The sequence below is a fragment of the Fibrobacterota bacterium genome, assembly GCA_019509785.1.
GTDB lineage: Bacteria > Fibrobacterota > Fibrobacteria > UBA11236 > UBA11236 > Chersky-265.
This window is the reverse complement of sequence record JAEKLQ010000024.1, coordinates 187,898-210,822: the sequence shown is the minus strand read 5'-3', so window position 1 is coordinate 210,822 and position 22,925 is coordinate 187,898. Positions and strand designations below refer to the sequence as shown.

12 protein-coding genes are annotated in these 22,925 nt (G+C 60.9%); 7 read left to right on the top strand and 5 right to left on the bottom strand.

The genetic code is table 11. From position 1 onward, the window contains the following. Positions 1-3: 3 nt before the first annotated feature. Together JF616_03895 and JF616_03890 are read right to left on the bottom strand one after the other, a co-directional pair. A complete protein-coding gene (locus JF616_03895; GenBank protein ID MBW8886881.1) occupies positions 4-1,494 on the bottom strand; it encodes a hypothetical protein in 1,491 nt (496 codons plus the stop codon). Positions 1,495-1,554: 60 nt separating this feature from the next. Continuing rightward, positions 1,555-2,718: a DUF1080 domain-containing protein gene (locus JF616_03890; protein MBW8886880.1), complete on the bottom strand. Its 1,164-nt coding sequence runs from the start codon at positions 2,716-2,718 to the stop codon at positions 1,555-1,557. A gap of 357 nt (positions 2,719-3,075) precedes the next feature. Between JF616_03890 and JF616_03885 the strand changes: the two genes are divergently transcribed. Together JF616_03885 and JF616_03880 are read left to right on the top strand one after the other, a co-directional pair. Beyond that, positions 3,076-3,618 (top strand): PQQ-dependent sugar dehydrogenase, encoded by a 543-nt coding sequence (locus tag JF616_03885; protein ID MBW8886879.1) that lies wholly within the window; start codon positions 3,076-3,078, stop codon positions 3,616-3,618. Between the two features lie 42 nt (positions 3,619-3,660). Next, entirely contained in the window at positions 3,661-4,755 is a 1,095-nt protein-coding gene (locus tag JF616_03880) for a PQQ-dependent sugar dehydrogenase (GenBank protein MBW8886878.1), read from the top strand. A gap of 106 nt (positions 4,756-4,861) precedes the next feature. On the opposite strand, the gene JF616_03875 is transcribed toward JF616_03880, so the two are convergent. After that, positions 4,862-5,524 carry an EF-hand domain-containing protein gene (locus JF616_03875; GenBank protein MBW8886877.1) on the bottom strand — a complete coding sequence of 221 codons (663 nt, stop codon included), beginning with the start codon at positions 5,522-5,524 and terminating at the stop codon, positions 4,862-4,864. A 139-nt stretch (positions 5,525-5,663) separates the two neighbouring features. Continuing rightward, positions 5,664-6,452 carry an alpha/beta hydrolase gene (locus tag JF616_03870; protein ID MBW8886876.1) on the bottom strand — a complete coding sequence of 263 codons (789 nt, stop codon included), beginning with the start codon at positions 6,450-6,452 and terminating at the stop codon, positions 5,664-5,666. A 108-nt stretch (positions 6,453-6,560) separates the two neighbouring features. On the opposite strand from JF616_03870, the gene JF616_03865 reads away from it, so the two are divergent. The 5 genes from JF616_03865 (at position 6,561) to JF616_03845 (ending at position 21,927) form a co-directional block, all read left to right on the top strand. After that, the gene (locus JF616_03865) at positions 6,561-7,298 is read left to right on the top strand and encodes an AraC family transcriptional regulator (protein MBW8886875.1); all 738 of its coding nucleotides are present in this window, start codon (positions 6,561-6,563) and stop codon (positions 7,296-7,298) included. Positions 7,299-7,557: 259 nt separating this feature from the next. Then, positions 7,558-8,154 carry a DJ-1/PfpI family protein gene (locus tag JF616_03860; protein ID MBW8886874.1) on the top strand — a complete coding sequence of 199 codons (597 nt, stop codon included), beginning with the start codon at positions 7,558-7,560 and terminating at the stop codon, positions 8,152-8,154. 123 nt (positions 8,155-8,277) lie between these two features. Further along, positions 8,278-9,363 carry an MBL fold metallo-hydrolase gene (locus tag JF616_03855; GenBank protein ID MBW8886873.1) on the top strand — a complete coding sequence of 362 codons (1,086 nt, stop codon included), beginning with the start codon at positions 8,278-8,280 and terminating at the stop codon, positions 9,361-9,363. Positions 9,364-9,424: 61 nt separating this feature from the next. Next, complete coding sequence (locus JF616_03850) at positions 9,425-10,888, top strand: esterase (GenBank protein MBW8886872.1); 1,464 nt, start codon at positions 9,425-9,427, stop codon at positions 10,886-10,888. 137 nt (positions 10,889-11,025) lie between these two features. Beyond that, on the top strand, positions 11,026-21,927 hold the full coding sequence (locus tag JF616_03845; protein MBW8886871.1) for a DUF2341 domain-containing protein: 10,902 nt from the start codon (positions 11,026-11,028) through the stop codon (positions 21,925-21,927). Here JF616_03845 and pdxA read toward each other — a convergent pair. After that, positions 21,920-22,894, bottom strand: a complete 975-nt coding sequence (pdxA, locus tag JF616_03840) for a 4-hydroxythreonine-4-phosphate dehydrogenase PdxA (GenBank protein MBW8886870.1) — start codon at positions 22,892-22,894, stop codon at positions 21,920-21,922. The two genes, JF616_03845 and pdxA, sit on opposite strands and share 8 nt — an antisense overlap. Positions 22,895-22,925: the final 31 nt, after the last annotated feature.

Below are 22,925 nucleotides of genomic sequence, written 5' to 3'. Positions count from 1 at the left end.
GCTTTAGAAGAAGTACCCGATCCTGCCCATGACGTACCAGTCCTTCAGCGAGGAAAAAACCTGGGAAAGGCCGGAGGTTTCCGTGATCAGGCCGCCGCGTATGGGCCGCGGCACGAAATGATCGTTGGCGAGCTGGCCGGTGAAACGGACATGGCCGGCCACGGTTTTCTCGGCGTTGAGCGACCACTTCCAATCGTCCGCGGTCAGGTTTTCCGGGTCCAGGGCCGTGCCTTTGACCTTGATCACCTGGCCGGTCTGGATGTTCACGAAATCGCCGTCGGAATTGATGCTGTAACGATCGCCCGCCAAATCCTTGGTGGAAATCGGGATCGCGGAGGGCTGCTTCTTGGCCCCCAACGGCGGTGGGGCGATGTTCTTGAAGTATAAGGATTGATCATAGCCCAGCTTGCTGTAATCGGCCTTGTATTTGGCGGTGTAGCGTTCCACTTCCACGGACAGGAAATCCAGCGAGCCCAGGGTGGGCAGGTTGAACCCGATCATGACCGGGATGCGGTCGCCGATACGGGAGTAAATCGTCCCCTGGTTTTTCACCCCGATGATGGCCCCTTCGCCGTAGAGGATCAAATCCTTTTTCCCCAAGCCCTCCGAGAGGCCGAAAACCTTTTTGAGATCGAAATCGAACATGGCCATCACCTTGGCGCCTTGATGCGTATACACGACGGTGTCGCCGGGAGAAACCACTTCCATGTATTGGAGTTGGTAGGGATCCACCGGGCCGCCTGCGGCAATCAGGTTGGAGTCCTTGCTGAACAGGCCGTCCACCTTGCGGTTGTTCGGCGTGGTGATGTCGGCATTGTCCGGGATAAGGTGGTAGAAGTTGACGCCCGCCCCGAATTCCAGGCCGTCCACGGGCTGGAATTTGGCCACGTAGCCGAGGCTCCAATCGAAGCTAGGCGGCAAATCCCTTTCGCTGGAAAGGATCAGGTCCTGCTGGAACCGCCCCATCGCATGATGCAGATGCAACCCCAGAAAGGCCGCGCGCGTGGTATCGGTATGGAAATCCTCGAAGCCGGAGACCAGGAAGCCCGGATACACCGGCCCCCGGAACAGGTAAAGGCCCAGATTCTTGACTTCGGGATTGTAATTGTACGCGAAGTCGCCGAGGGTGGCGCTGAAAACCGGGTTGGCTTTTTCTCCCAGGGAGTAAGTCACCCTGGCCTCGGAGACGTAATTGATGAACTTCGATAGGGTGAATTTTTCCTGCTGCAGGTCTCCCAGGGAATGGTAAACCTGGTTCATGCCGAACCCGAATCCGCCTTCCAGGTTTTCCCCCAGGTCTATGGCGCCGTTCACCTGCATGCCCATGGATTGTTCCCAATTACCATTAAAATTGGCCTGCAAGGTGTCGGTCGAGTGCATGATTCGGCCCGCCTCGGTCCAGGCCTGGGAGTGCAATTTCAGGGAAACCGCATGAGCGCTGAACGGCAGGACATAAATGCCCAAGCCCGCCAGCAAGCGTAACGGTTTAATCATATCCGGAGCTCCGGCGGGGATTTTCCCGTTCCTGTAATAATAATCAGGATGGGGCCGGGATTAAATACGGCTGAAGTGAAGGTGGGTCACGCCACGATTGCTTCTCAACTCGGCGATCAGGACGCCATGCGCCGCATTGCTTAGGGCGTGCCGGAAAATCCCGGCGGCGCCATGGAATCTTTCCACCACCCGTCCGCGCACGTCGGACAAGGTGATCTCGTAATCGCCGTCCAGGCTGCCGGTAAGGATATCGTTGGCCAGCTTGAGGGAAGGAGCCGCGCTTCCCGTGGCCTTGATCGCGCTCACGGGAGGGATGATCGGCGTTCCATCGGTATTGAGCGGGCGGACCTTGATGTTGCGGTACAGGTTATAGGTGCCGGCCTTCCAACGGCCGGCGCCGTGGATTTGCAGCGCGATGGGGCCGGCAGGCGTAACCTGGGCTTGCGTTTTCTTATAGGTGGGGACCCAATTCGCCGCGCCCGCCTTGCGGAAGAAATTTTCCATGGTGACGCTGCGGCCCACGGTCAAGCCGTCGTAGAATTTAACCCGGAACTGGTTCCAGCCGTTTATGTCCCAGACCTTCTCGAAGTCGGACGCGACGCAGCCTCCGGCGGCGCAGCCGAAGCTGGTCGGGTTCAAATCCTTGGTAAAGGTGGTCCAGGTCGAAATGGACGGGTTGGCGGGGCTGCCCCCGAACAGGAAGGGATCATCGTTCAGGTTGCCGGGCATCCAGGATTTTTCGTTGTAGCTCCCGCCCACGCTGCTTCCCTGGATGTAGTCGATGGTGGACTGCCAACAGGAACCGGACGCGGTGGTGCGATTGAAAACGCCGCCGTCGTTCCCGAAAACGGGCCAGACGTCCATGATGATTTCGTAATTGTCGTATTTCTTGTTGGTGGCGAGGATGTCGCCGTTGGCGCCCTCTTCCCGCGAATAGAGGATGTGCTGGCTGGGATCGACGATCCAGACGCCGCCCGATTTGGTATCGGTCGTATGCGTTTGGCAGTCTTCCCACCAACCCGTGAGATCCGTCCCGTTGAAGATGGAGACGAAGCCTTCCGAATCCGGCGCCGCGTTGACGGTGTCGGGCTTGGTGCCGTTCATCTTCGGGCCATCCTGGCAAGGCGCGTTGGTTACGGGAATCGAGATGGCAGGTTGATCCGCCATCGCCAATGCGAACGTCGTCAGCGGCAAAGCCAGGCAAACCCTTGAGATTAAATTCATTTGAAAATCCCCGTGATGATGAAACCCCGCGGGAGGTCCCGTTCGGCTTATGCCAATATATGAGAAACCCGGGAAAAGAGGTTGTGCGGTTTAGCCCATTTTTCATCTGAGAATACCACCGTTCCAGGAAGAAAACTATCGTTCACGTTGCATTAGATTCCGTCTCCGTATGTGAGTTGCGTACGCATTCCGAATAGTTGCGCAAGCGATATGGGTTTCTTTTGGGAAATGCAGGATATGGCGTAACCGGCAGGGCCCCGCGGAAACGGCTTGACCTAAGGCGATTATCAGGCTATTAAAGCCTAGTCGGGCCCGCTTCCCTAGGGTGCGGAACGGGACCCGATACGGTGGGGTAACATGAGAGATACTGGTAATTCGCTTGGATGGATTTTTCTCGCTGTCGGGCTGGCGGCGTATCCCGCCCATTCCGCCTTGACCTGGACGGGCTGTTCGGATTTGACGGATGCGGATTTCAAGGTCACGACCCTGGTTTCGCGCTCGGCCGATACGATAGACGAACCCATGAAAATGGCATTCGATCTCCTCGCCCAACCGGGCGAAGACGCCAAGGGCAAGGTGGACGTTTATTTCACCGAGCGCTTCGGCAAGTTGCGCAAGTTCGATTCGCAGACGGGAAAGGTCTTGACCTTAGGCAAATTCAACCTGACGATCGATGGGTCCTCCTCCGACGGCCTGATGGGCATCGCCCTGGATCCGGCTTTCAAATCCAACCATTGGGTTTACCTGTACTACACCTTTAAAAGCGCCAGCGAGACGAGTTGGCGGGTATCGCGCTTCACGCTCGATGCGGCCAACGCGCATATGGATATGGCCTCGGAGAAGGTCGTGCTCAGCGTTCCGATCAAGATCGGCAGCCAGCATACGGGGGGCGCTCTGTAATTCGACGCCTATGGCGATCTTTGGATCAGCACCGGAAACGACATGATCGGCAGCGATGCTTACCCCGTGTGGAGCTCCCCCAATACCAACGATCTGCGCGGCAAGGTGCTGCGCATCCATCCCAAACCGGACGGCACCTATTCCATTCCCGATGGCAACCTGTTTCCCGCGGGAAAATATCCGGCGGGGAAAACGCGTCCCGAAATCTACGTGATGGGCTCGCGGAATCCGTATACCTTGTCCCTCGATCCCGTCCGCCGCTGGCTGGTCTGGGGCGATGTCGGCCCCGATGACGCCGATATGGACGGCAAACCCATGAACGGATCCAACGCCGGCACCGATAAAACCGAGGAGTACGACTTGGCCACCGCGCCCGGAAATTTCGGCTATCCCTTTTTCGCCGGCGCCAAAGCGACGAAATCGGGAATCGACCCGGCCCACCCCGTTATCCCTGCCGGAGCCAATTTGAACGGCTACACCCTCGGCTTGGACACCTTGCCTCCGGCCATCGCGCCCATTTATGCTTATGCGCGGGCCTGCGCCATCACCGGTCCCATTTACCGCTATGACGGCGATCTGAATTCCTCCATCAAGATGCCGCCGCATTTCAATCGCAAATGGCTGGTCACGGATTTCAATGGGGCCAACAAGGCGTATGCCTTCACCGTCACCGACGACGGCAAAAGCATAACGGCCAACGATCCCATTTTCACCAAAATCCAATTAAACGCGCCCTTGGATTTCCAAACCGGACCCGACGGCGCCTTCTATGTCGTCAGCTATTCGGGTTACCGGTCCGTGACTTCGAGCACGAGCATCATCCGGATCGAGTATAACGGAACTTGCCGGCCTGCCCTCCCCAAGTTGGAACTCCCCGTTTCGATCGCGCATGCCTCCCGCGGCGCGGGCGGCGGTCCGGAAATCGGCGTATTGCCGGGCCGGGAATTGTCCGTGGCCGTGAGAAGCGCCGGGGCCTTCGTCATCCGCCTGTACGATTTGTCCGGAAGGCCTTTGGCCACGCGGAACGGGTCCGGTAGCATGCAGGTTACCCTAAAGGAAGCGCGCGTGGCGGGAGTCTATCTCTTGCAGGTGGCGGGGCCGGAAGGCAGCCGGACGCTCAAGCTGGTTCGCGATTAAGTCCGGTGGATGGTGTCCGTGAATCAGGGCCGTGAATGGGGCTCGCGGACAATCCCGACTCTTCCCTGAGTCGAGAGGGTACTTGCAAAGCGGCCAGACGGCGCCGTTAGCCGATGGACTGGAGCGTCGTCATCTCCGTGGTGGTGGTCTGGGTGAAGGAGAAGCCGTTCTTCAGGGCCTGTTGGAATTGGGCCACCATGTCGCCCTGCCCGGTCGTTCCCGCGGATGCGGTTGCGGCCGGATTCGCGGCTCCGCCGCCCTGGCCCGATCCCTGCAATTGATTGAACAGGTTCATCAGGGACGAGGTGAATTCCTTGGCGGCCGATGCCATGCCCTGGTCCCCGTCGCTCTTCTGCTTCGCCGATCCCGCCGCGAATTCCGCCGGGGTCAATTTGCCGTCCCCGTCGGTATCCATTTTGGAAAAGGCATCGCTGCTTCCGTCGCTACCGCCGGTCGATCCGCCTTGCAACTGCTTGAGGATGTTCATCAGCGCGGTGGTGAATTGCCCCGCCGCGTCCGGAGCCTGGCCCGAGGCCGCCCTCCGCTTTTCCATGGCGGTCCGCATCTCGCCGGAATCGACTTTACCATCTTGATTGGTATCCATCTCGGATAGGAGCTGGGAAGCGCTTTTGCCCGTGCGCTTGGCCATGCCGGCCAATTCGCTTTCGTCAAGGCCCCCGTCCCCGTTCTTATCCATCTTCGCGAAGCGCCGGTTATGCTTGAGCGGAGTGCTCGCGCCTGGGCTTCCGCCTTGAATACTGTTTATCATCTTTTCTCCTTTCGCGCGGGCTTCCGGCCCGGCCGGGGATATTCCCCGCCTAACGGATATCGGATGCCGGAAGGATTCGCTGAAATTTCTTAACTAGTAGGATTGGCGTAAAAGCCGCGGGATTACTTTAAGTTCCGCGTCAGGTCCGCGGGAAAGCGGCGATGGCTTCGGCGAAGGCCTGCGGATCTTCCAGGAAGGGCATATGCGCGCAGCCCTCCAGTTCGAAGAAGCGCATGGTTCCCGGAAGCGAAGCCGCGAAGCGGCGCGATTCCTCCGCCGGCGCATAGCCGTCTTCCTTCCCGCGCAGCACCAGGCAGGGCATCTTCGCATGCGCCGCCAGGCTTTCGGCCTCGGCCGCCATCAAGGAGTCCATGGCTTCCAGATAAGCGGAAGGGTCCTGCGACTCCCATAAGCGGGAGAAGAGGGCCAGGGTTTCCGGGCTACGCGCCAAGCTGGCCTTGGAGAAGTTGGCGGTCGCGACCTTCCATCCCAGGCCGCCCATCCCGTTTTTCTCGATCAGCGGTTTACGCTCGGTGAGGCGCGCGCGCGTGCCGGCGGTAATGGAAGGCAGTCCTCCGACCGAAATCAAGGCGCGCATTCGCGCGGGTACGGCGGCCGCCAGGTGCAGTCCGAGGATCGCCCCCATGGAATGGCCCAGCACGGCCACCGGACCGGTTTCCCGCTTTTCGAGGTATTCGGCCAGAACCCGGGCGCAACGCTCGATGGAGAAGGGTGCGAAGGCCTGGCGGTTCTGCCCCGTGCCGGGCAGATCCAAGCTGAGTATCCGGAAACGGTCCTCCAGGCGCCGGGCCAGGCCGGTAAACCAAGCGCCGCAGCCGCCCACTCCGTGCAGGCACAAAATGGCCGGTCCCGTCCCGGACTCTTCGATGCGCAAGCGATCAATGTCTACATGGGTCTGAATCGCCAAGGCGCCCCCCCTCGATGGACCCGGAAAAATCCAAAAGAGAGGGGAATTTGTCTGCTACCTTCCGGAAACGCCGATTCTTCAAGTGATTCTGAGCGTACCTTTCGCCGTATGGCGAACACCTTGAGCGGCGGCGGGCTGGCATTGTTCCGGTATATCCCGGATACGGGGTATTTCGCCAAGGATCGCGAGGGCCGTTTCGTCGCCGCCAATGCCGCTTTCGTCCGCATGGCCGGCTTAAAGCAAGAGTCCGAGCTGTTGGATAGGACCGATTACGATATCTGGCCGCGTTTCCTGGCCGAGCATTACATCAAGGACGATTCCCGGGTCTTGGATATGGCCGAGCCGGTCGTCAACCGCGTGGAGCTGGTGCTGGGACGCGATCGCACGGCGGATTGGTTCACCACCACCAAGGTTCCCCTGCGCGACGGCGACGGGACCGTTTCCGGCCTGGAAGGGGTTTGCCGCCATCTCAAGAAGGCGAACGCTCCTCCCGACTCAGAGCAACGATTGCCGCCGGTGGTCGACTATATCATGGAGAACTATTCCGAGAAGATCGAGATTCCCGCCCTGGCCAGGATGGCGATGCTTTCGGTAAAGCAATTCGAGCGCAACTTCAAGAAGGAGTACGGCGAGCCGCCCCTGCGCTATATCCAGCGCATCCGCCTGGAGGCAGCCCAGCAATTGCTGGTGGTCACCCGCCACCCTATCGGCCGCATCGCCCGGGAAACCGGCTTCTACGACACCAGCCACTTCTCCCGCCAATTCCAAAAGCACTCCGGCTATTCGCCGCGGGCTTTCCGGGCGCGCCAGCCGGCTCCTCAGCGCACCCTGCCCTCCAATCCTTAAAAAGCCTCCCGGCTAGCCCCTTCCACCCTGGAAGGCCCTTTCCGCTTCGGAAGGCCCCTTCCGCTTCGGAAGGCCGATTCCCGGAGCCAAACACCTTTCCGCGCAATATTTTGGGCCCTTCCCCGGGGCGGGTTGTCGAAATATGGCGACTAAATGCGGAATTCTTCCACCCGGAAAAGGGGAATCCTGGCTAACTTGAAGTAGCTCGGGGAAAAACCCCGGAACACTGAACCGTTTCTGCATTCATATAGGGGGAAGGATGGCTCGCAAGATCCTCATCATTGTCGGCGATGGCGGCGAAAGCTACGAAACGCTCTACGCCAATCACCGTTTCATGGAAGAAGGCTTCGTGCCCGTGGTGGCAGCGCCATCCAAACGCGCCTTGAACCTGGTTATCCACGATTTCGAACCCGGCTGGGATACCTACATCGAGAAGCCGGGCTACAAGTGGAGCTCGGACATCACCTTTTCCGAGGTGAAAGTGGCGGAGTACGAAGGCGTTATCGTGATCGGCGGCCGCTCCCCGGAGTATCTGCGGAACAACGAACAAGTCTTGAACATCCTGCGCGAGTTCGACAAGGCCGGCAAGGGCGTCTTTCCCATTTGCCATGGCGTGCAGATCGCGGCCGCGGCCGGCTTGGCCAAGGGCAAGCGCGTCACCTGCTATGAGCACGTGCGCTGGGAAGCCATCGCCGCCGGCGGCAAGTACGAGGATCGCGAGGTCGTGCGCGACGGCAATCTAATCACCTCCCGTACCTGGCAGGATCATCCCGGCTTCTACCGCGAAGTGATGGGCTGGCTGCGCGAGCATGCGCCGCAAAGCGCGAAGCGGGAAGCCGTGGGAGCCGCGGCTTAAGGCCTCTCGAAGCGAAATCCGGACGCGCCGATCCGTGCGGGATTAGCGCGGTCCTTGCGACAAGAGGGGATTCCTGCGGGGATCCCTTCTTCGTATCACCGCCTACCTTCGGGAAGGAGATTCATGCAGGCATTAGGCAGCAAGGCGCAGGGAGCGCGTCTGGAGCGCATGCAAGCCTCGTCGCGGTTCCGCGATGGCGTCTTCCGGAACACCTTCCCCGTGGGCGCGGGGTTGAAGAAGGGAACGGCGCTCGCGACGGTGAAGGAATACATGTGCGGAGGCCGGCGGCGCGTTCCCGCGGGCGTCCTGCCCATCGTCGATCCGCTCGAGACTTGGCTTAGGCCCGCGCAGAGCGGGCTGCGGGCGACCTGGCTCGGCCACTCCACCGTTGTGTTGGAGATCGATGGCATGCGGGTTTTGACCGATCCGGTTTGGGGCGATCGCGTTTCCCCCATCTCCTTCGCGGGACCGAAGCGCTTCCACCCCGCGCCGGTCGAGATCGGGAAACTGCCGCGCCTCGACGCCGTCGTGATCTCCCACGACCACTACGATCATCTCGACTATCCGAGCATCCTGCGGCTGGTTCCGCTGGACGTCCCGTTCGTGACGTCGTTGGGCGTGGGCGCCCACCTCGAGGCTTGGGGCGTTCCCGCGCATCGCATCACCGAACTCGATTGGTGGGAGTCGCATCGGATCGGGGATCTCACCATCACGGCGGCCCCGTCCCAGCATTTTTCCGGCCGCGGCGTCGCGGATCGGAACCGCACCTCCTGGTCCTCGCTGGCGATGCGCGGACCGCGCCACTCCGTCTTCTTCAGCGGCGATACCGGCTTGACGGAAGAATACGGCGAGATCAAGAACAAGCTCGGCCCCTTCGATCTGGTCATGCTGGAGGTCGGCGCCTGGCATCCCGCCTGGGGCGAAATCCATCTCGGGCCGGAGAATGGCCTTAAGGCCCATGCACTGCTGGGCGGCGGCGCTTTCCTGCCCGTCCACTGGGGAACGTTCAATCTCGCCATGCATGCGTGGGATGAGCCCGCCGAGATGCTCGTGAAGCTGGCGCCGACCGATGCGCCGCTCCTCATGCCTCGGCTCGGCCAGCCCATCGAGCCGGGCCATGTCCAGTCGATCGACCCTTGGTGGCGGGACGTGGAAGAAACCGAAACGCCGCCCGCGCCGGTGGAGGCGGTGACCGATCCGATCGACTAAGGCGAGACCAAGGCGAGTATTATAGGATCCGGAAAGCGCGGTGCCATTCCAGGGGAAATCGATGCAAGATATGATGCAGCGGAACAAGCTTCGCAGGGGATGGCTCGAAACGGCGGCGAGGGCGGTCCTCGGACTGGCGCTGATGGGAATGCTCCCGGTCGGCGCGCAAACCTATAAATACGATTTCGGCCCGGCGGGCAAGGCGGCGCCCGCCGGCTACCTTCCGGTCGGACCCGCCACCTTTTACACCTCCGCCTCGGGATACGGCTTCGAAAAAACGGGCGCGGCCGCCACCTGCCAGGACCAAGGCGGGGATCCGCTCACCGGCGACTTCTGTACCGCTAACGGCGAACTGCTTTTCTCCGTGAAGCTTCCGCAAGGCAATTATGACCTGACCGTCTACCTGGGCGATCCCGCGGGCGCTTCCGAGACGACCGTCAAGGCCGAGAACCGCCGCCTGCTTTTCGATCGCGTGACCACCGTATCTGGTCAGCTGGCGGCCAGGACCATCACGGTGAACCGGCGCGAGGCCAAGAGCGTGGACGGCACCGTGACCATGACCTTGAAGGATCGCGAACTGGGTTATTATACCTGGGACGAGAAGTTGACCTTGCGATTCTCGGGCCGCAAGCCGGCCATCGCGGGCCTGGAGCTGGTCCGGAACGATAAAGCGATCACCTGGTTTCTGTGCGGCAATTCCACCGTGGTGGACCAACTCGATTCGGCCAACGAAGGCTGGACCGCATGGGGGCAGGACATCGGCCGCTTCTTCAAGCCCGGCCTGGCCATCGCCAACTATGCCGAGTCGGGCCTCACCGCCGGGGCTTTCCTGGCGATGAAACGGTTGACCAAGCTTTTGGCCGACTCCAAGCCCGGCGATTACGTGGCGGTGGAATTCGGGCACAACGATCAGAAGACCCCGGCCGACAGCGAGGGCTACCCGGCCAACCTCAAGACCTTCGCCGATCAGATCCGGGCCAAGCAATGCGTGCCCATCTTCGTCCTTCCGACGGCGCGCGAGGGCGACACCGATCCCAAGACCTCCATCGGCGGGCTCGCGGAGGCGATGCGCAACCAGGCGAAAGCCCTGGGCGTGGCCAGCATCGACTTGAACAAGATGACCATGCAAGTCATGCAGGCCTACGGCGCGGCCGATGCCGACAAGTGCTATATGGACGGCACCCATTTCACCGAGATCGGCGGCTACGAGCTGGCCCGTTGCGTGGCCAAAGGGGTAAAGGATCTGGGCAATACCATGGCGCCGTTCCTGCTCGGCGATCGTCCGGTCATGGACCCGGCCAAGCCCGATCCCATCGGCTACTTGTCCTTAACGCTGGATCCCGAACCGGTTTCGCTGCGCCCGCGTTCACGGTCCGATCGCGACCCCCCGACGCAAATCTTGCCCGCCGGTCTCTTCACCGGTGAAGGGGGAGCCCTTCATTCCGCCGACGGCAGGATCCTCGAGCCCGGGCTCATGCCGAAGGAAGCGCCCGCCTCCAATACTCCAAATCCCCCAAAGCATTAAAGCCCATCATCCGGGTCGCCGGACCCGGCCGAGTCCTATAATCGTAAAGCGTTTTACGGGGCCCGCCCCGAGAGGAATCCGCTTAAACGATGGACCGCCACTTCGATCCGGCATCCGCGCCGCGACCCATATCCGGAATGAGACCGCCGCTGGCGATCCGCGCCGGGCTTAGGCTTTGCGCGGCTCTGCTGCTGCTGGCCGCCACCGCCCACGCAGGTCCCTACGACACCTGGGCCACGTACAAGACCATCACCATCAATACGACGAACTCGGGCGGCGGCGCCAACGTAACCAGCACGCAGACCACCTATCCCATCCTCATACGGTTGCTGACGGCCAATGCCAGCGACGTCTTGAGCGACGCCTTGGCGAACGGGGCCGACGTGCGCTTCTCCAGCTCGGACGGGGCTACGGCGCTTCCCTACCAGATCGAGTCTTGGGGCGCGACGGAGGCGGACATCTGGGTGCTGGTGCCCTCGATAGCGGGCAATGCCAGCACGGACATCCGGATATACTGGGGCAAGAGCGGGCAGACCGATGCTTCCAGCGCATCCTCCGTGTTCACGACCGGGAATAATTTCCAAGGCGTATGGCATCTCGGCGAAACCTCGGGCAGCATCACGGATGCCACCTCGAACGGGCTGAGCGGCACGCGCAACGGCAATGCCGCCAGCACGACCGGCGCCATCGGGACGGGGCAGACCTTCGATGGAACCGGGGATTATTTCCAGACCGGCGCCTTCAATCAGGTCGGCTTCGGAACCCTCTTCACCGCTTCGGCCTGGGTCTACTTGTCCAGCGGCGTGGCCAGTCCGGGAACCCTATTCTCCAAGGGGAACGACGGCACCTGGTCCAGCCAGGAATCGAATTTCTATTTCGGCGACAATACCACGAATTCGAACGAGCAAGGACGCTATCCGGCGTTTGTCGGCCACACCCGGGCGTACATCGCTGGCAACACCGCGGTGGGAACCGATGCCTGGCACCAGGTCACCTACGTCTACAACAGCACCGGACCGGTCAAGCAGGTCTATATCGACGGCACCTCGCAGACCCTTACGTTCAGCAACTTTACCGGCGGCACCGACAACACCGGCGATCTCTTATTCATCGGCCGTAAGATCGCGGGAGAATCCAATAACGATTTCAACGGCAAGATGGACGAGTTGGAAATCTCCAATGCCGCCCGGTCGGCGGACTGGATCAAGCTCAACTATCAGACCCAGAAAAGCAGCCAAACCGCCGTCACCTACAGCGCCACCGCCGCTCCTACCGTTTATTGGAACCGGAATGCCGTACTCACCTCGAGTACCGATTTCAACAAGGCATACAATTGGACCACCAAGGCCGACGGAACGGGCAGCATGGCCGCATCGGGAACGGATGACGATTTCACCTCCGATACCAAGAACGCGGCTTGGACGATGTACGATAACGATGGCTATGCCGATACCCAAACCCCTTACTACAGTCTGACGGATAATGCCGACCAGCTCACCCTTCGCGGCCGGGGCTCGGACATTTCGGGGGCGACCAACCAATTCGTGGCCGCCTACCGAAGCGACATCACGGGCGATTTCGATGTTTCCGTGAAGATGGTATCCCAGAGCGCCGCCGACCCCTGGTCCAAGGCGGGCATCATGATGGCCGATAATATCGCAACCCTGACCAATGGCGGCTATGCCGCATTGTCGGTAACGCCTTCGAATGGTTTTCACTTCCAATACGACATTTCCGGCAATGTGGGCGAACTCGAAACTTTTACCTCGACCGGTTCCGTAACCTTCCCCTGCTGGCTACGCATGGTCAAAAGCGGTACCTCGGTCACCGCGTATTACCGAACCGCCACCACGAGCGCCTGGACGCAAGTCGGGACCGCCCAAACTCCGCAAAGCACCGGAGCCAATTCGCAAATCGCCCTGTTCGTTACATCGCATACGTCCAGCGTCACGTCTACCGTGGTATTCGACGAATTCCAAGGTGGCACCACCCTGTCCTCCGGCCTCAACTTGTCCTTCAACGGAACGAGCGCCAACGACGATGCCAACTCGACCATGAGCGCGGCCTATACCGCCGCCTCCATCGATTTCACCAATTACACGGGGACGTTCAACTTCGGGTCCTCAACCCTTTCAATCAGCACCGGCGATGCCACCTTCTATTCCGGGATGACCGTCACCGCGGGGACCGGCACCTTGGCCTTCACCGGCACCTCGGGCACCCAGAATTTTACGCCCAAGAGCGGAGCCACTTTACCCACCATCACGGAATCCGGAACCGGGGGAACCGTTCTGGTGAATACCAACGGTCTCACGACAGGCGCGTTCACCCAGAGCGCCGGCACGTGGCAATGGGGGACCGGGCTTACTCATTCGATCGCCTCCATCTCGACTTCGGGGGGATCCATGGATTTCGGCTCCAGTACCGTGCAAGTTACCACAGGGGACGCCAACCTCCGCAGCCTGACCGCGGTGACGCCGGGAACGGGAACCTTGGCCATGACCGGAAGCTCCGGCATCCAGGTGCTTACCCCTCCCTCGGGAATCTCGCTTCCCGCTATCACTAGTACCGGCGCCGCGACCTTGCAGCTTTCCACCAATACCTTGAATTGCCTTTCCTACGCGCAAACCGCCGGCGTCCTGGATTTCAACGGCGAAGACGTCACTACCACGGGCAATTTCACCCTCACCAACGGAAACGCATCGGCATTCACCAATCTCACGGGGCGCACCCTTACGGTGGGCGGAAACGCCAGCTTCGCGGGATCGGCCGGGAACCTGGTCGATCTGAACCTGGGGGCATGGACCATCACGACGGCGGGGACGCTCACGGCCGATTACGCCACGATTTATGGTAGCGATGCCTCGGGGGGTTCAAAAGGCGTCGCCACCCATAGCTATAACGCCAAAAGCAATACCAATTGGCTTTTCAGCGTGCCGGCCACCCTGTCCAATCTCACCAAATCGGTTCGGCTCAACTTCAATACGACCTCATCGGGCGCGAACGTGTCGGGCAATGTCGTCAATTTTCCCCTCTTCCTCCGCTTCACATCGTCGAACCTGACCTTCAGCGCGACCAGTGACAGCGGTACCGACCTCATTTTCGTGGACAAGGATGGCACCACCCTGAAACACCAGGTGGTGGAGTGGGATAAGCCCAACCAAACGGGCAAGGTCTGGGTGAAGGTGCCCCAGGTGGATGGCAACTCCGCCACCGACTACATCACGCTGTATTATGGCTGCGATTCCTGCACCACCAACGCATACGCGCGCTCCGACTCGGTGTTCGGAGTCTTCAAAAGCGTGTTCCACCTGAACGCGCCCGAGGCCAAGGCGTACGATGCCACCACCCTCGCCAACCACGGAACCTTCGTCTCCAACCTGCCCAATCTGGCCAATGGAGGTATCGTCAGCAAGAACGCGGCCGTCTTCGATGGAAGCGCGAGCAGCTATATCGACGTGCCCAATGAATCGAATTACGATTTGACCACGAACATATCGGTATGGGCTTGGATCAAGGTGGGCACCTTCAACAAGGCTTACCAGGCCATCGTGACCAAGGGAGGCGGCACCTTTCGGCTGACCCGCCATAATACCACCAACTTCATGTATTTCGCCTGCAACAAGACCGGCGCGACCTTAGCGTCAGGGGGGGCGGTGAACGTCAATGACGGAAGCTGGCATCTCGTGGTGGGCACTTTCGCGGGCGATAGCACGCGGTTATACGTGGACGGAGCCCGGGACGGAACCGCCTCCGTCCTGACCCCCAGCATCACCACCAATGATACCGATCTCTACATCGGGGAAAATGCGGGGGGCCTCGGAACCGGTTTCAACGGGGACATCAGCGAGGTGCGCATCGGCAATACCGCCACCGCGCTCTCTTCCGACTTCATCAAGCTTTCCTACGAAACCCAGAAAACGACCAGCACCTTTCTGACCGCCTATACCACGGCATCTTTCCAAAACTCGAAGACCTTTAAGCTCAATACCACGGCCTCGGGCGCCAACATCGCGGCCGATGTCACCAATTTTCCAGTATTGATCCGCCTTTCGGGCGTGACCGCGCTCGCCGCGAACAATTCGGGCACAACCGTTCCGACGGATGTCCGCTTCCTGGACGGCGATGGGGTCACCTGGCTGGATTACCAGATCGAGCGCTGGGATCGAACGGGCGGGATCGATTCGGGGGAGGTGTGGGTCAGGGTGCCCACCGTGGAAGGCAATTACGCGGGCCATAGCATCACGATGTATTACAAGCAGGCGGCGAGCGTGAGCGGGACCATGGCCGATGGGCAATGCGCCAGCTGCGTTTTCCAAACCTCGAACAATTTCATCGGGGATTGGCATTTGAATACCAGCGGGACCGGGGCGCGCCCCGATGCGGTGGGCAGCGCGGGTTCCTTGACCACTAACAACTATAGCGGCAGCGAATTCAAGGGAGGGGTAATCGCGGGGGCAGACAGCCTCAACGGCAGCAACCAGTACCTGAGCATCGCTTCGGGGCTTGCCGATTGGTCCAACGGATTCACCTATACGGGCTGGGCCTATTGGTCCAGCACGGCCACCGGCGCCCGCCTGTTCGATTTCGGCAACGGCTCCGGGGTGGACAACCTCTATTATGGTCGCCAGGGAACCTCGACGACTTCCTACGCGGAAATCGTGAACAACACGACCGCGGGAGGCGTGAAGACGGCCACCGGAGCCATAGCCACAGGGGTATGGGGCCATTTCGCCCTCACCATAAACGGGACCGCGCTCAAACTTTACAAGAACGGCGTGCTGGCGGGGAGCGGAACCTCCTCCCAAAGCCTACGCAACGTCACGCGCACCAACAATTACCTGGGCAAATCCAACTATGGTACCGACTTGTATTACCAGGGGAAATACGACGAGATCGCCATCGCCAATGTCGCGCGCGATTCCAATTGGATCAAACTCTGCTACCAGAACCAGCGCCGCGATTCCACCCCCTTGTTCAATCCTTCGCCCTCCGATTTCAAATACACCCAGAAGCTGGTTTTCAACACGACCAAGACGGGCGCGAACGTAACGGGCAACGTAGCCAATTATCCGATGCTGGTCCGGCTGACGGGACTGGCCGCGTATGGAGTGAACGGAAGCGGCACCACCGCTCCGACCGATATCCGTTTCCTGGACGGCGATGGCACGACGTGGCTCAACTACCAGGTGGAGAGATGGGACCGCACCGGAGGGATCGATTCCGCCGAAATCTGGGTGCTCGTGCCCCAGGTGGACGGCAATAGCGATCATGATTTCATCACCCTGTATTACCAGGCCAACGGGGTGACCGTCGCCGACGGGCAATGCGGGAGCTGCGTGTTTTCGACCTCGGATTCGCATACCGGAGTCTGGCACTTGAGCGAAGAAACCGCCGGAACGGGTACGGCGAGCGTCTATAAGGACGCCACCGGCGACGCCTACCATGGTACGGACATGATCAGCGCGACCGGGCGGAACGGGGTCATCGGACGGGGCCATCAGTTCGGCTCTGGCAATGATTATGTCGAACTCGTGGCGTCGAGTAATTTCCTACCCGCCACCTCCACCCCGGTCACGCTGAGCACCTGGTTCAACGCCACCTCCTTCTCGGGATCCGCCGGAGGGAATCGTATGTTTACCATCACCAAATCCGATTCTTCGGCGACCGCCTTCGGTCTCGCCGCCAGCGGAGTGAGCAGCTCCAACCGCGTGGAACCCTACATCAACGGAAACACGGTCCGGGGAAACACCGTCCTCTCCACTGCCACCTGGTACCATGCCGCATGGACCTGGGACGGGTCGGGCACCTACAAGCTGTACGTCAATGGATCGCTCGATTCCACCTATAGCAGTCAAACCCTGTCATTCGCGGGAAATACGTCCACCGCACGCATCGGGATCCGGTCGACCAATAACATAAACCCTTGGAACGGCTATTTCGACGAAGTCCGTTGGAGCCAGACGGTCCGCTCGGCGGATTGGATCAAGCTCGATTACGAAACCCAGCGGGCCACCGGCAACAAATTCTGGAACAGCCGCGCGGGCCCGAACAATAAAGCCACTCTCACCGCCACGGCCACTTCGTCGAGCAACATCAGCTTGTCCTGGTCCTCGGCCGTTTCCGACTCCTCCAAGGCCGATTCGGTGGGCATATGGGTGAAGTATTCGGGTTATCCCGACAGCGTGGGCAGCGGCTCTACTTTCGTGGCCAAGCTCATCAAAACCGATACCACCTATAACTACCCCGCGACCTATCCCACGACCTATTACTTCGCCCTGGCCGTGCGGGATACCTCCGGGAAATGGAGTCCCTTCACTTCCGCGTCATCGGATTCGGCCACCTTGGTCGGCGTCACCATGCCCGATACCATCTATGTAGACTCCGCAACCGGTTTAGCGGCGAACAGTTGCGCGAGCGCCCAGAACCCCTCCACGCCGAAGAAGACGATCAAGGATGCGCTAGCCTGCGGGGCCAGTGCGACGGATACCCTGGTGGTGCGCGTCATGCCGGGAACTTATACCGACAGCGTCTTCTCCATCACCACCAAGCCGTCCATCGTCACTTCCTTCGACAACAATTCGCGCGCCGTGATGTTTGGCCATGGGTCCGGGACCTTGGACGGCGGGGCCCGTCTATGGACTTTGGTGCTCTATGGCAACATGGGGATCCGCAATCTGGACGTCAAATGCCTCATCAACAGCGATGTGGGGGTCTATGTCACCGGCGCGGACAATGTCTTTGTCGAAGGTTGCCGCATCTATAACACCGCCAGCAATAACAAGCACGGTGACGCAATCGAGTTGCGCGGCACGAACAACCAGCACCATATCGCCAACAATCTCATTTACCAGCCAATCTACTATGGCATCCTGACCGAGAACGACAATTCCTTCAACGTGGTGAACAACGTATTCGTGGGGTCGGGCGGCACCACCGTCGGATTCTCTCAGTTCGTCAACGCCTCCGCCACCGATGCGACCGTGTCGAACAATATCTTCTACAACTGGGGTACCGGGATCACATCCTTCTTGGCCAATATCGGCTCTTGCTCGAACAACCTGTTCTTCGGCGTGACCACGGGACAGAATACTACCACGACCACCTGTACGGGTTCGGTCACGGCGGACCCCCTTTTCGCGAACACCACGCCTACGGATCGCAACGCCTTCAAGCTCCTTCCCGGTTCGCCCGCCATCGATGCGGGCACTACGACTTACGGCTCGGGGGCGGGGGCGTGCACCCGCCGCACTCCCGCCGATTACTTCGGCACCGCCCGGCCCCTCGGGACGGCCCCCGATATCGGCCTCTACGAAGGCACCGGTTACACGCCCAATCCTTCCGGCGAATTCGACACCTTGGCCGTTACAAGCACCGCGACGACGATCACGGTACAGAATTCGAAATGGAAGCTGATCTGGGACCAGGCCCGCGGCGCCGGCATCACCCAGTTCTTCGACAAGGTCACGAGTTCGGCCAACCTGCTCGCGAGCAACAGCCTGCTTTTCGACGCCAAGATCGATTCCTACACGGCTTCATCGCAGACCACCGCCGGACCGGTCCTCTCCTTGATCGAAGGCACCCGCGCCCGGGCGGTCATACGCCAGCGCCTGCCCGTTTCCGCCTCCCTCGACCTGAACATCTATTACAGCGTCTACTCCTCCGGCCACGTGTATATCGAATCGGAACTGTCGAACCTGGCGGCTTCGACCACGACGGTGGGCACGGTCGACTACACGTTGAAACTGGGCACGACCACGGCGGCCTATACTTCGGCGGGGACAAATAACGGCTTCGGCTACCTGACCACCTCTTCGCGCGGCGCCTTGCTCTCGGTGACCCGCAACCTCGACGGGGGAGCTTCGGGGAGCGAAACCTGGGCGACTTCCACAGCCGCCTCGGGCTCGCCTGGCACCGTCCTCTTCAACACCACCGACCTGGCCAACCTGTCGCAGAACACCGTGCGCCGGCACGACTTCCTGCTCTACGTCGGCGACAATTCCCTCACCTTCGACAAGGCCGCGGCCATCAACGCCGACGCCTATACGCCCAGCACCCTTTCCATGAGCGCCGGCACCCTCATCGGCGAGCGTTCCTGGCAGGATCTCATCCAAGGGCATTGGACCTTCGACGACGGGGCGGGATCGACCGCGCGCGACAAGTCGGTGAATAACCTGAACAACGCCACCTTGGGCGGGGCCAATTACAAATGGACCACCGGCAAGGTGGGCGGGGGCGTGCTCTTCACGACCACCGATTCGGCCTACGTAGCCAGCACCAGCGTGCTGAATCCGGCCAACGGATTCACGGTGATGTTCTGGCTCAAGCCCGACTTCACCATGGGGGATACGGCGCTTATTCTCAGTAAGGGCCTCTCAAATGCCAACGGCTGGTATTGCCGCAAGGTTACCGGCGTCAACAAGGTGATCTTCACCATGGGCGCGGCCACGGTCACCAGCCCGACATTAACGGACGGAGCATGGACGCATATCGCGGTGGTGGCCGATGCGGGAAGCAATCGGCAGTTGGAGATGTACGTCAACGGGGTTCAGACCGCCGCGTCTACCGCTGCCGCTACGGCCACCAGCAATTCCGCCAACCTGGTGTTCGGCTACGCATCCGGAGCGATTGCGAATGCCAAATTCAAGGGGACCTTGGACGACGTGCGTATCTACAACCGCGAACTGCCGGGTTCGGACGTGCAATCCGTTTACGATTTCGGCTTCTCGTCGCGCTACGGCCATTACGCCCTGCGGGCCGACAACAACAACCGCGTGGTGGCCTTGATCAACGGGGGCGCGGCGCAAACGCGCGTCCAGCCGGCCTTCTACATCTCCAACTGGTTCGGGCCGCGCGACCCCAAGTACGTCTTCCTCAACGGAACCAAGCTTAAGACCAATGTCGATTACGTGGTCGATTCGATTTCCACCGCCTACTCCGGGAACTACCTGACATTGCAGTTGAACAAGATCCTGACCGGCGCCGATCAGACCTTGTTCATCGACGACGACGATTCGACCGGGTTCATGGGCACGGCCACGGCCATGAAGTCGCTGACCATCACGTCGACATCAGGCAAGATCGCCATCAAGAACTTTACCGACACCGTCTTTTCCGGCGCGTCCAGCGGGCAGTGGTATATGGAGCTCGGGTTGAAGGGATGGACCACGCCTACCGGCACGCCGTCAACCACACTCGACTCCGGCTTCGGAGAAATCATGAAATGGAAGGCCGCGGCCGTGAGCCCCAACGTGGCCGTCTCTTCGGCCTTTCAGTTGGCCGGATACTCGTACAAATCGGGTCGTGTTTTGTCATCACTGAAGCTGGATGCGACCTCTCCGGAAATGTTCGCCAGCGGCCTGGGATACTTATCGCCGGCGACCAACACCTATACCTTAGTGGACAGCTCTTCCACCCGCCTATCCCTGACCCTCAGCACCGACTCGCTCACCGGCGAGGGCACCGCGGCGGTGACCAAGCGCTTCACCTTCTACCCAACAGGACGTGTATTCGTGAGCTACCAGGTCAGGAATCAATCCATCAATTTCGACACGCCGCGGCTGGATCTCAGCGCGGGCTACGATGGAAACAATGCGACCGCATCGTGGTCGACCACCACGGCCACGGCCAATGCCCGTTGGGCTTTGCTCGGCGGAGACCTCAATTTCCACCCCATCGGCATGGCCATCCTGAGCGTCAAGAACGCCACTTCCACCTATTCGACTTCGGCGGCTTTGACGGGCGGCAGCACCTTCTACTCCCAACAGACCGGCTCCAGCGAACAGAGCGCGCTGCAATTCTACATGCCGCTCTCGCAATGGACCTCGGCCAACAAGCCGGTTACGGTCAACTACATGATGGATTTCTCCAAGAAATTCGCCGACTCGGCCACAGCCGACAGCCTCTTGAAGGACTCCCAGATCCCCGCCGTCCTCACCGCCATCACCGGCACCCGCGTCACCAACGATGCCCTCGATTTCAACGCCGACAATTTCGCCGAAGGCGACGGGGCCTACACCTATGCAGCCTCCAGCGGAATCGCCAGTTTCAGGTTCGTGAACACGGTAACCTCTTTCTATCCCGCCTTCCGCATCAGCTCGTGGACGCAGGGCACCCTGCCCGATTTCGTCGTGCTCGATAATCAGGTTTTGACTAGGGGATACCATTACAACGCTTATCTGAATACGGCCAGCAACGAAGTGGTCATGCAATTCAACAAAACCCTGGCCCCCGGCACACACGTCTTCTTCATCAGCCAGAAGTCGGGCTTGGCGGTCAAGCTCAACCGCTTCGAAGCCACCGGTGGCGATGGCGTGGATTCCCTGGCCTGGACCACGGAAAGCGAATTCGAGAATCTCGGCTTCTATGTTTGGCGCCGCTATGTCCCTTCCGGGGCCGCCGATTCCATCGTGGCCAAGGATAGCCTCGCCTACGCGGGACGGCTGGCGGCGGCCAAGGCATCTGCCGGGCCGGCCCAAGCGCCCGCAGGGAAGGCCTCGGCCGAGGGTAACGCGCCGGATACCCTGCCTTCGGCCTCGCTGAGCTCGAAGGAGCTGGCCGGCCTGGGCTATGTCCGCATCACGCCTAAGCCCATTCCCGGGGCCCAAGGCGGATCTTCGGCGAGCACGCGGGACTACGTCTTCCTGGACCGGACGGCGACGTTCGGGAGCGCGTACCAGTACCTTCTGGAAGCGGTGGACTTCAACGGCGGGAGCGTCTTCTACGGCCCGCGCGCCGGGCGCCCCGGCAATCCGTTCACCACCGAGCTCTTGCCCAACTACCCGAATCCCTTCAATCCCATCACCACCTTACGCTTCTCCCTACGCGAGAAGCTGAAGGTGAGCCTCATCATCTACGATTCCCGCGGCCGCGTGGTGCGGACCTTGGTGCGGCCCGATAAGGCTTTGGCGGCTGGCAAGTACAGCGTCATGTGGGATGCCCGCAACGAGGGCGGCATCGAAGCGCCTTCGGGCCAGTACTTCTACCGCTTCACGGCGGGGCGCTACGTGAAGTCGCGCAAGATGCTGCTGATCAAATAGCCGGCGGAAGCAGCTTCACCGCCAGCTCCCACGCCGCCCGCATGGAATCGGGCTCGGCTAATCCGCTCCCCGCGATCTCGAAGGCGGTCCCGTGATCGGGCGAGGTGCGCACGAAGGGCAGTCCCAAGGTGCAGTTCACCCCGTTGGCCATGTCCACCGTCTTCATGGGCCCGAAACCCTGGTCGTGGTACATGGCCAGCACCGCGTCGAAGCGGCCCTGCAAGGCTTGCAGGAACACGGTATCGCCGGGAAAAGGCCCGTGCACGGGAAAGCCCTCCGCCTTCAATTCTTCCATCGCCGGCTTGAGCACCTCGATCTCTTCGCGCCCGAACAGGCCGTTCTCGCCCGCATGCGGGTTCACCCCGGCCAGGGCGATGCGCGGCGTGGGCGTTCGCGTGGCCACCAAGGTGCGCCAGGTCAGCTTCACCACTTCCTTGATGCGCGGGACGGTGATATGGTCCAAGGCCTTACGGAGCGGCAGATGATCGGTGACGTGGCTGACGATGAGCTTGGGATGTACCAAGGCCATGATGACGGTTTCCGCCCCCGTCATCTTCTCGAGGATGTCGGTATGCCCCACGTAATGGTGGCCGGCCAGGTTCATGGCCTCTTTGTTGAGCGGAGCGGTGACGATACCTTGGGCCTCGCCGGCCAGGCAGGCTTCCACGGCATGGGCGAAGTAATGGTAGGCCGCGTTCCCGCACGGGGCCGAGAGCTTGCCGAGTTCGAAGTCGCGGGGGCCGAGCAGCCCCAAGCTGCGCACCTTGATGCGGCCATGGCGGGGCGAATCGTCCGGGCAGAAGCGCACGTGGAGGCCCAGCGCCTTGGCGGTCTCTTCCAGGATTTCGCGTTCGCCCACCACCACGGGCTCCACCTCGCCTTCGAGGGAAATGCCCGCCAGGCATTTGACGATGACTTCGGGGCCGATGCCGGCGGGATCCCCCAGGGTGACGAAGAGCTTGCGCATGGATCCAAGATACCACCCGCGGGCCTCCCCT

What these genes read in the sequence shown, in the direction of transcription:
- JF616_03895 (MBW8886881.1), bottom strand. Translation starts at nt 1,494, where the DNA reads ATGATTAAACCGTTACGCTTGCTGGCGGGCTTGGGCATTTATGTCCTG.
- JF616_03890 (MBW8886880.1), bottom strand. Translation starts at nt 2,718, where the DNA reads ATGAATTTAATCTCAAGGGTTTGCCTGGCTTTGCCGCTGACGACGTTC.
- JF616_03885 (MBW8886879.1), top strand. Translation starts at nt 3,076, where the DNA reads ATGAGAGATACTGGTAATTCGCTTGGATGGATTTTTCTCGCTGTCGGG.
- JF616_03880 (MBW8886878.1), top strand. Translation starts at nt 3,661, where the DNA reads ATGATCGGCAGCGATGCTTACCCCGTGTGGAGCTCCCCCAATACCAAC.
- JF616_03875 (MBW8886877.1), bottom strand. Translation starts at nt 5,524, where the DNA reads ATGATAAACAGTATTCAAGGCGGAAGCCCAGGCGCGAGCACTCCGCTC.
- JF616_03865 (MBW8886875.1), top strand. Translation starts at nt 6,561, where the DNA reads ATGGCGAACACCTTGAGCGGCGGCGGGCTGGCATTGTTCCGGTATATC.
- JF616_03860 (MBW8886874.1), top strand. Translation starts at nt 7,558, where the DNA reads ATGGCTCGCAAGATCCTCATCATTGTCGGCGATGGCGGCGAAAGCTAC.
- JF616_03855 (MBW8886873.1), top strand. Translation starts at nt 8,278, where the DNA reads ATGCAGGCATTAGGCAGCAAGGCGCAGGGAGCGCGTCTGGAGCGCATG.
- JF616_03850 (MBW8886872.1), top strand. Translation starts at nt 9,425, where the DNA reads ATGCAAGATATGATGCAGCGGAACAAGCTTCGCAGGGGATGGCTCGAA.
- JF616_03845 (MBW8886871.1), top strand. Translation starts at nt 11,026, where the DNA reads ATGAGACCGCCGCTGGCGATCCGCGCCGGGCTTAGGCTTTGCGCGGCT.
- pdxA (MBW8886870.1), bottom strand. Translation starts at nt 22,894, where the DNA reads ATGCGCAAGCTCTTCGTCACCCTGGGGGATCCCGCCGGCATCGGCCCC.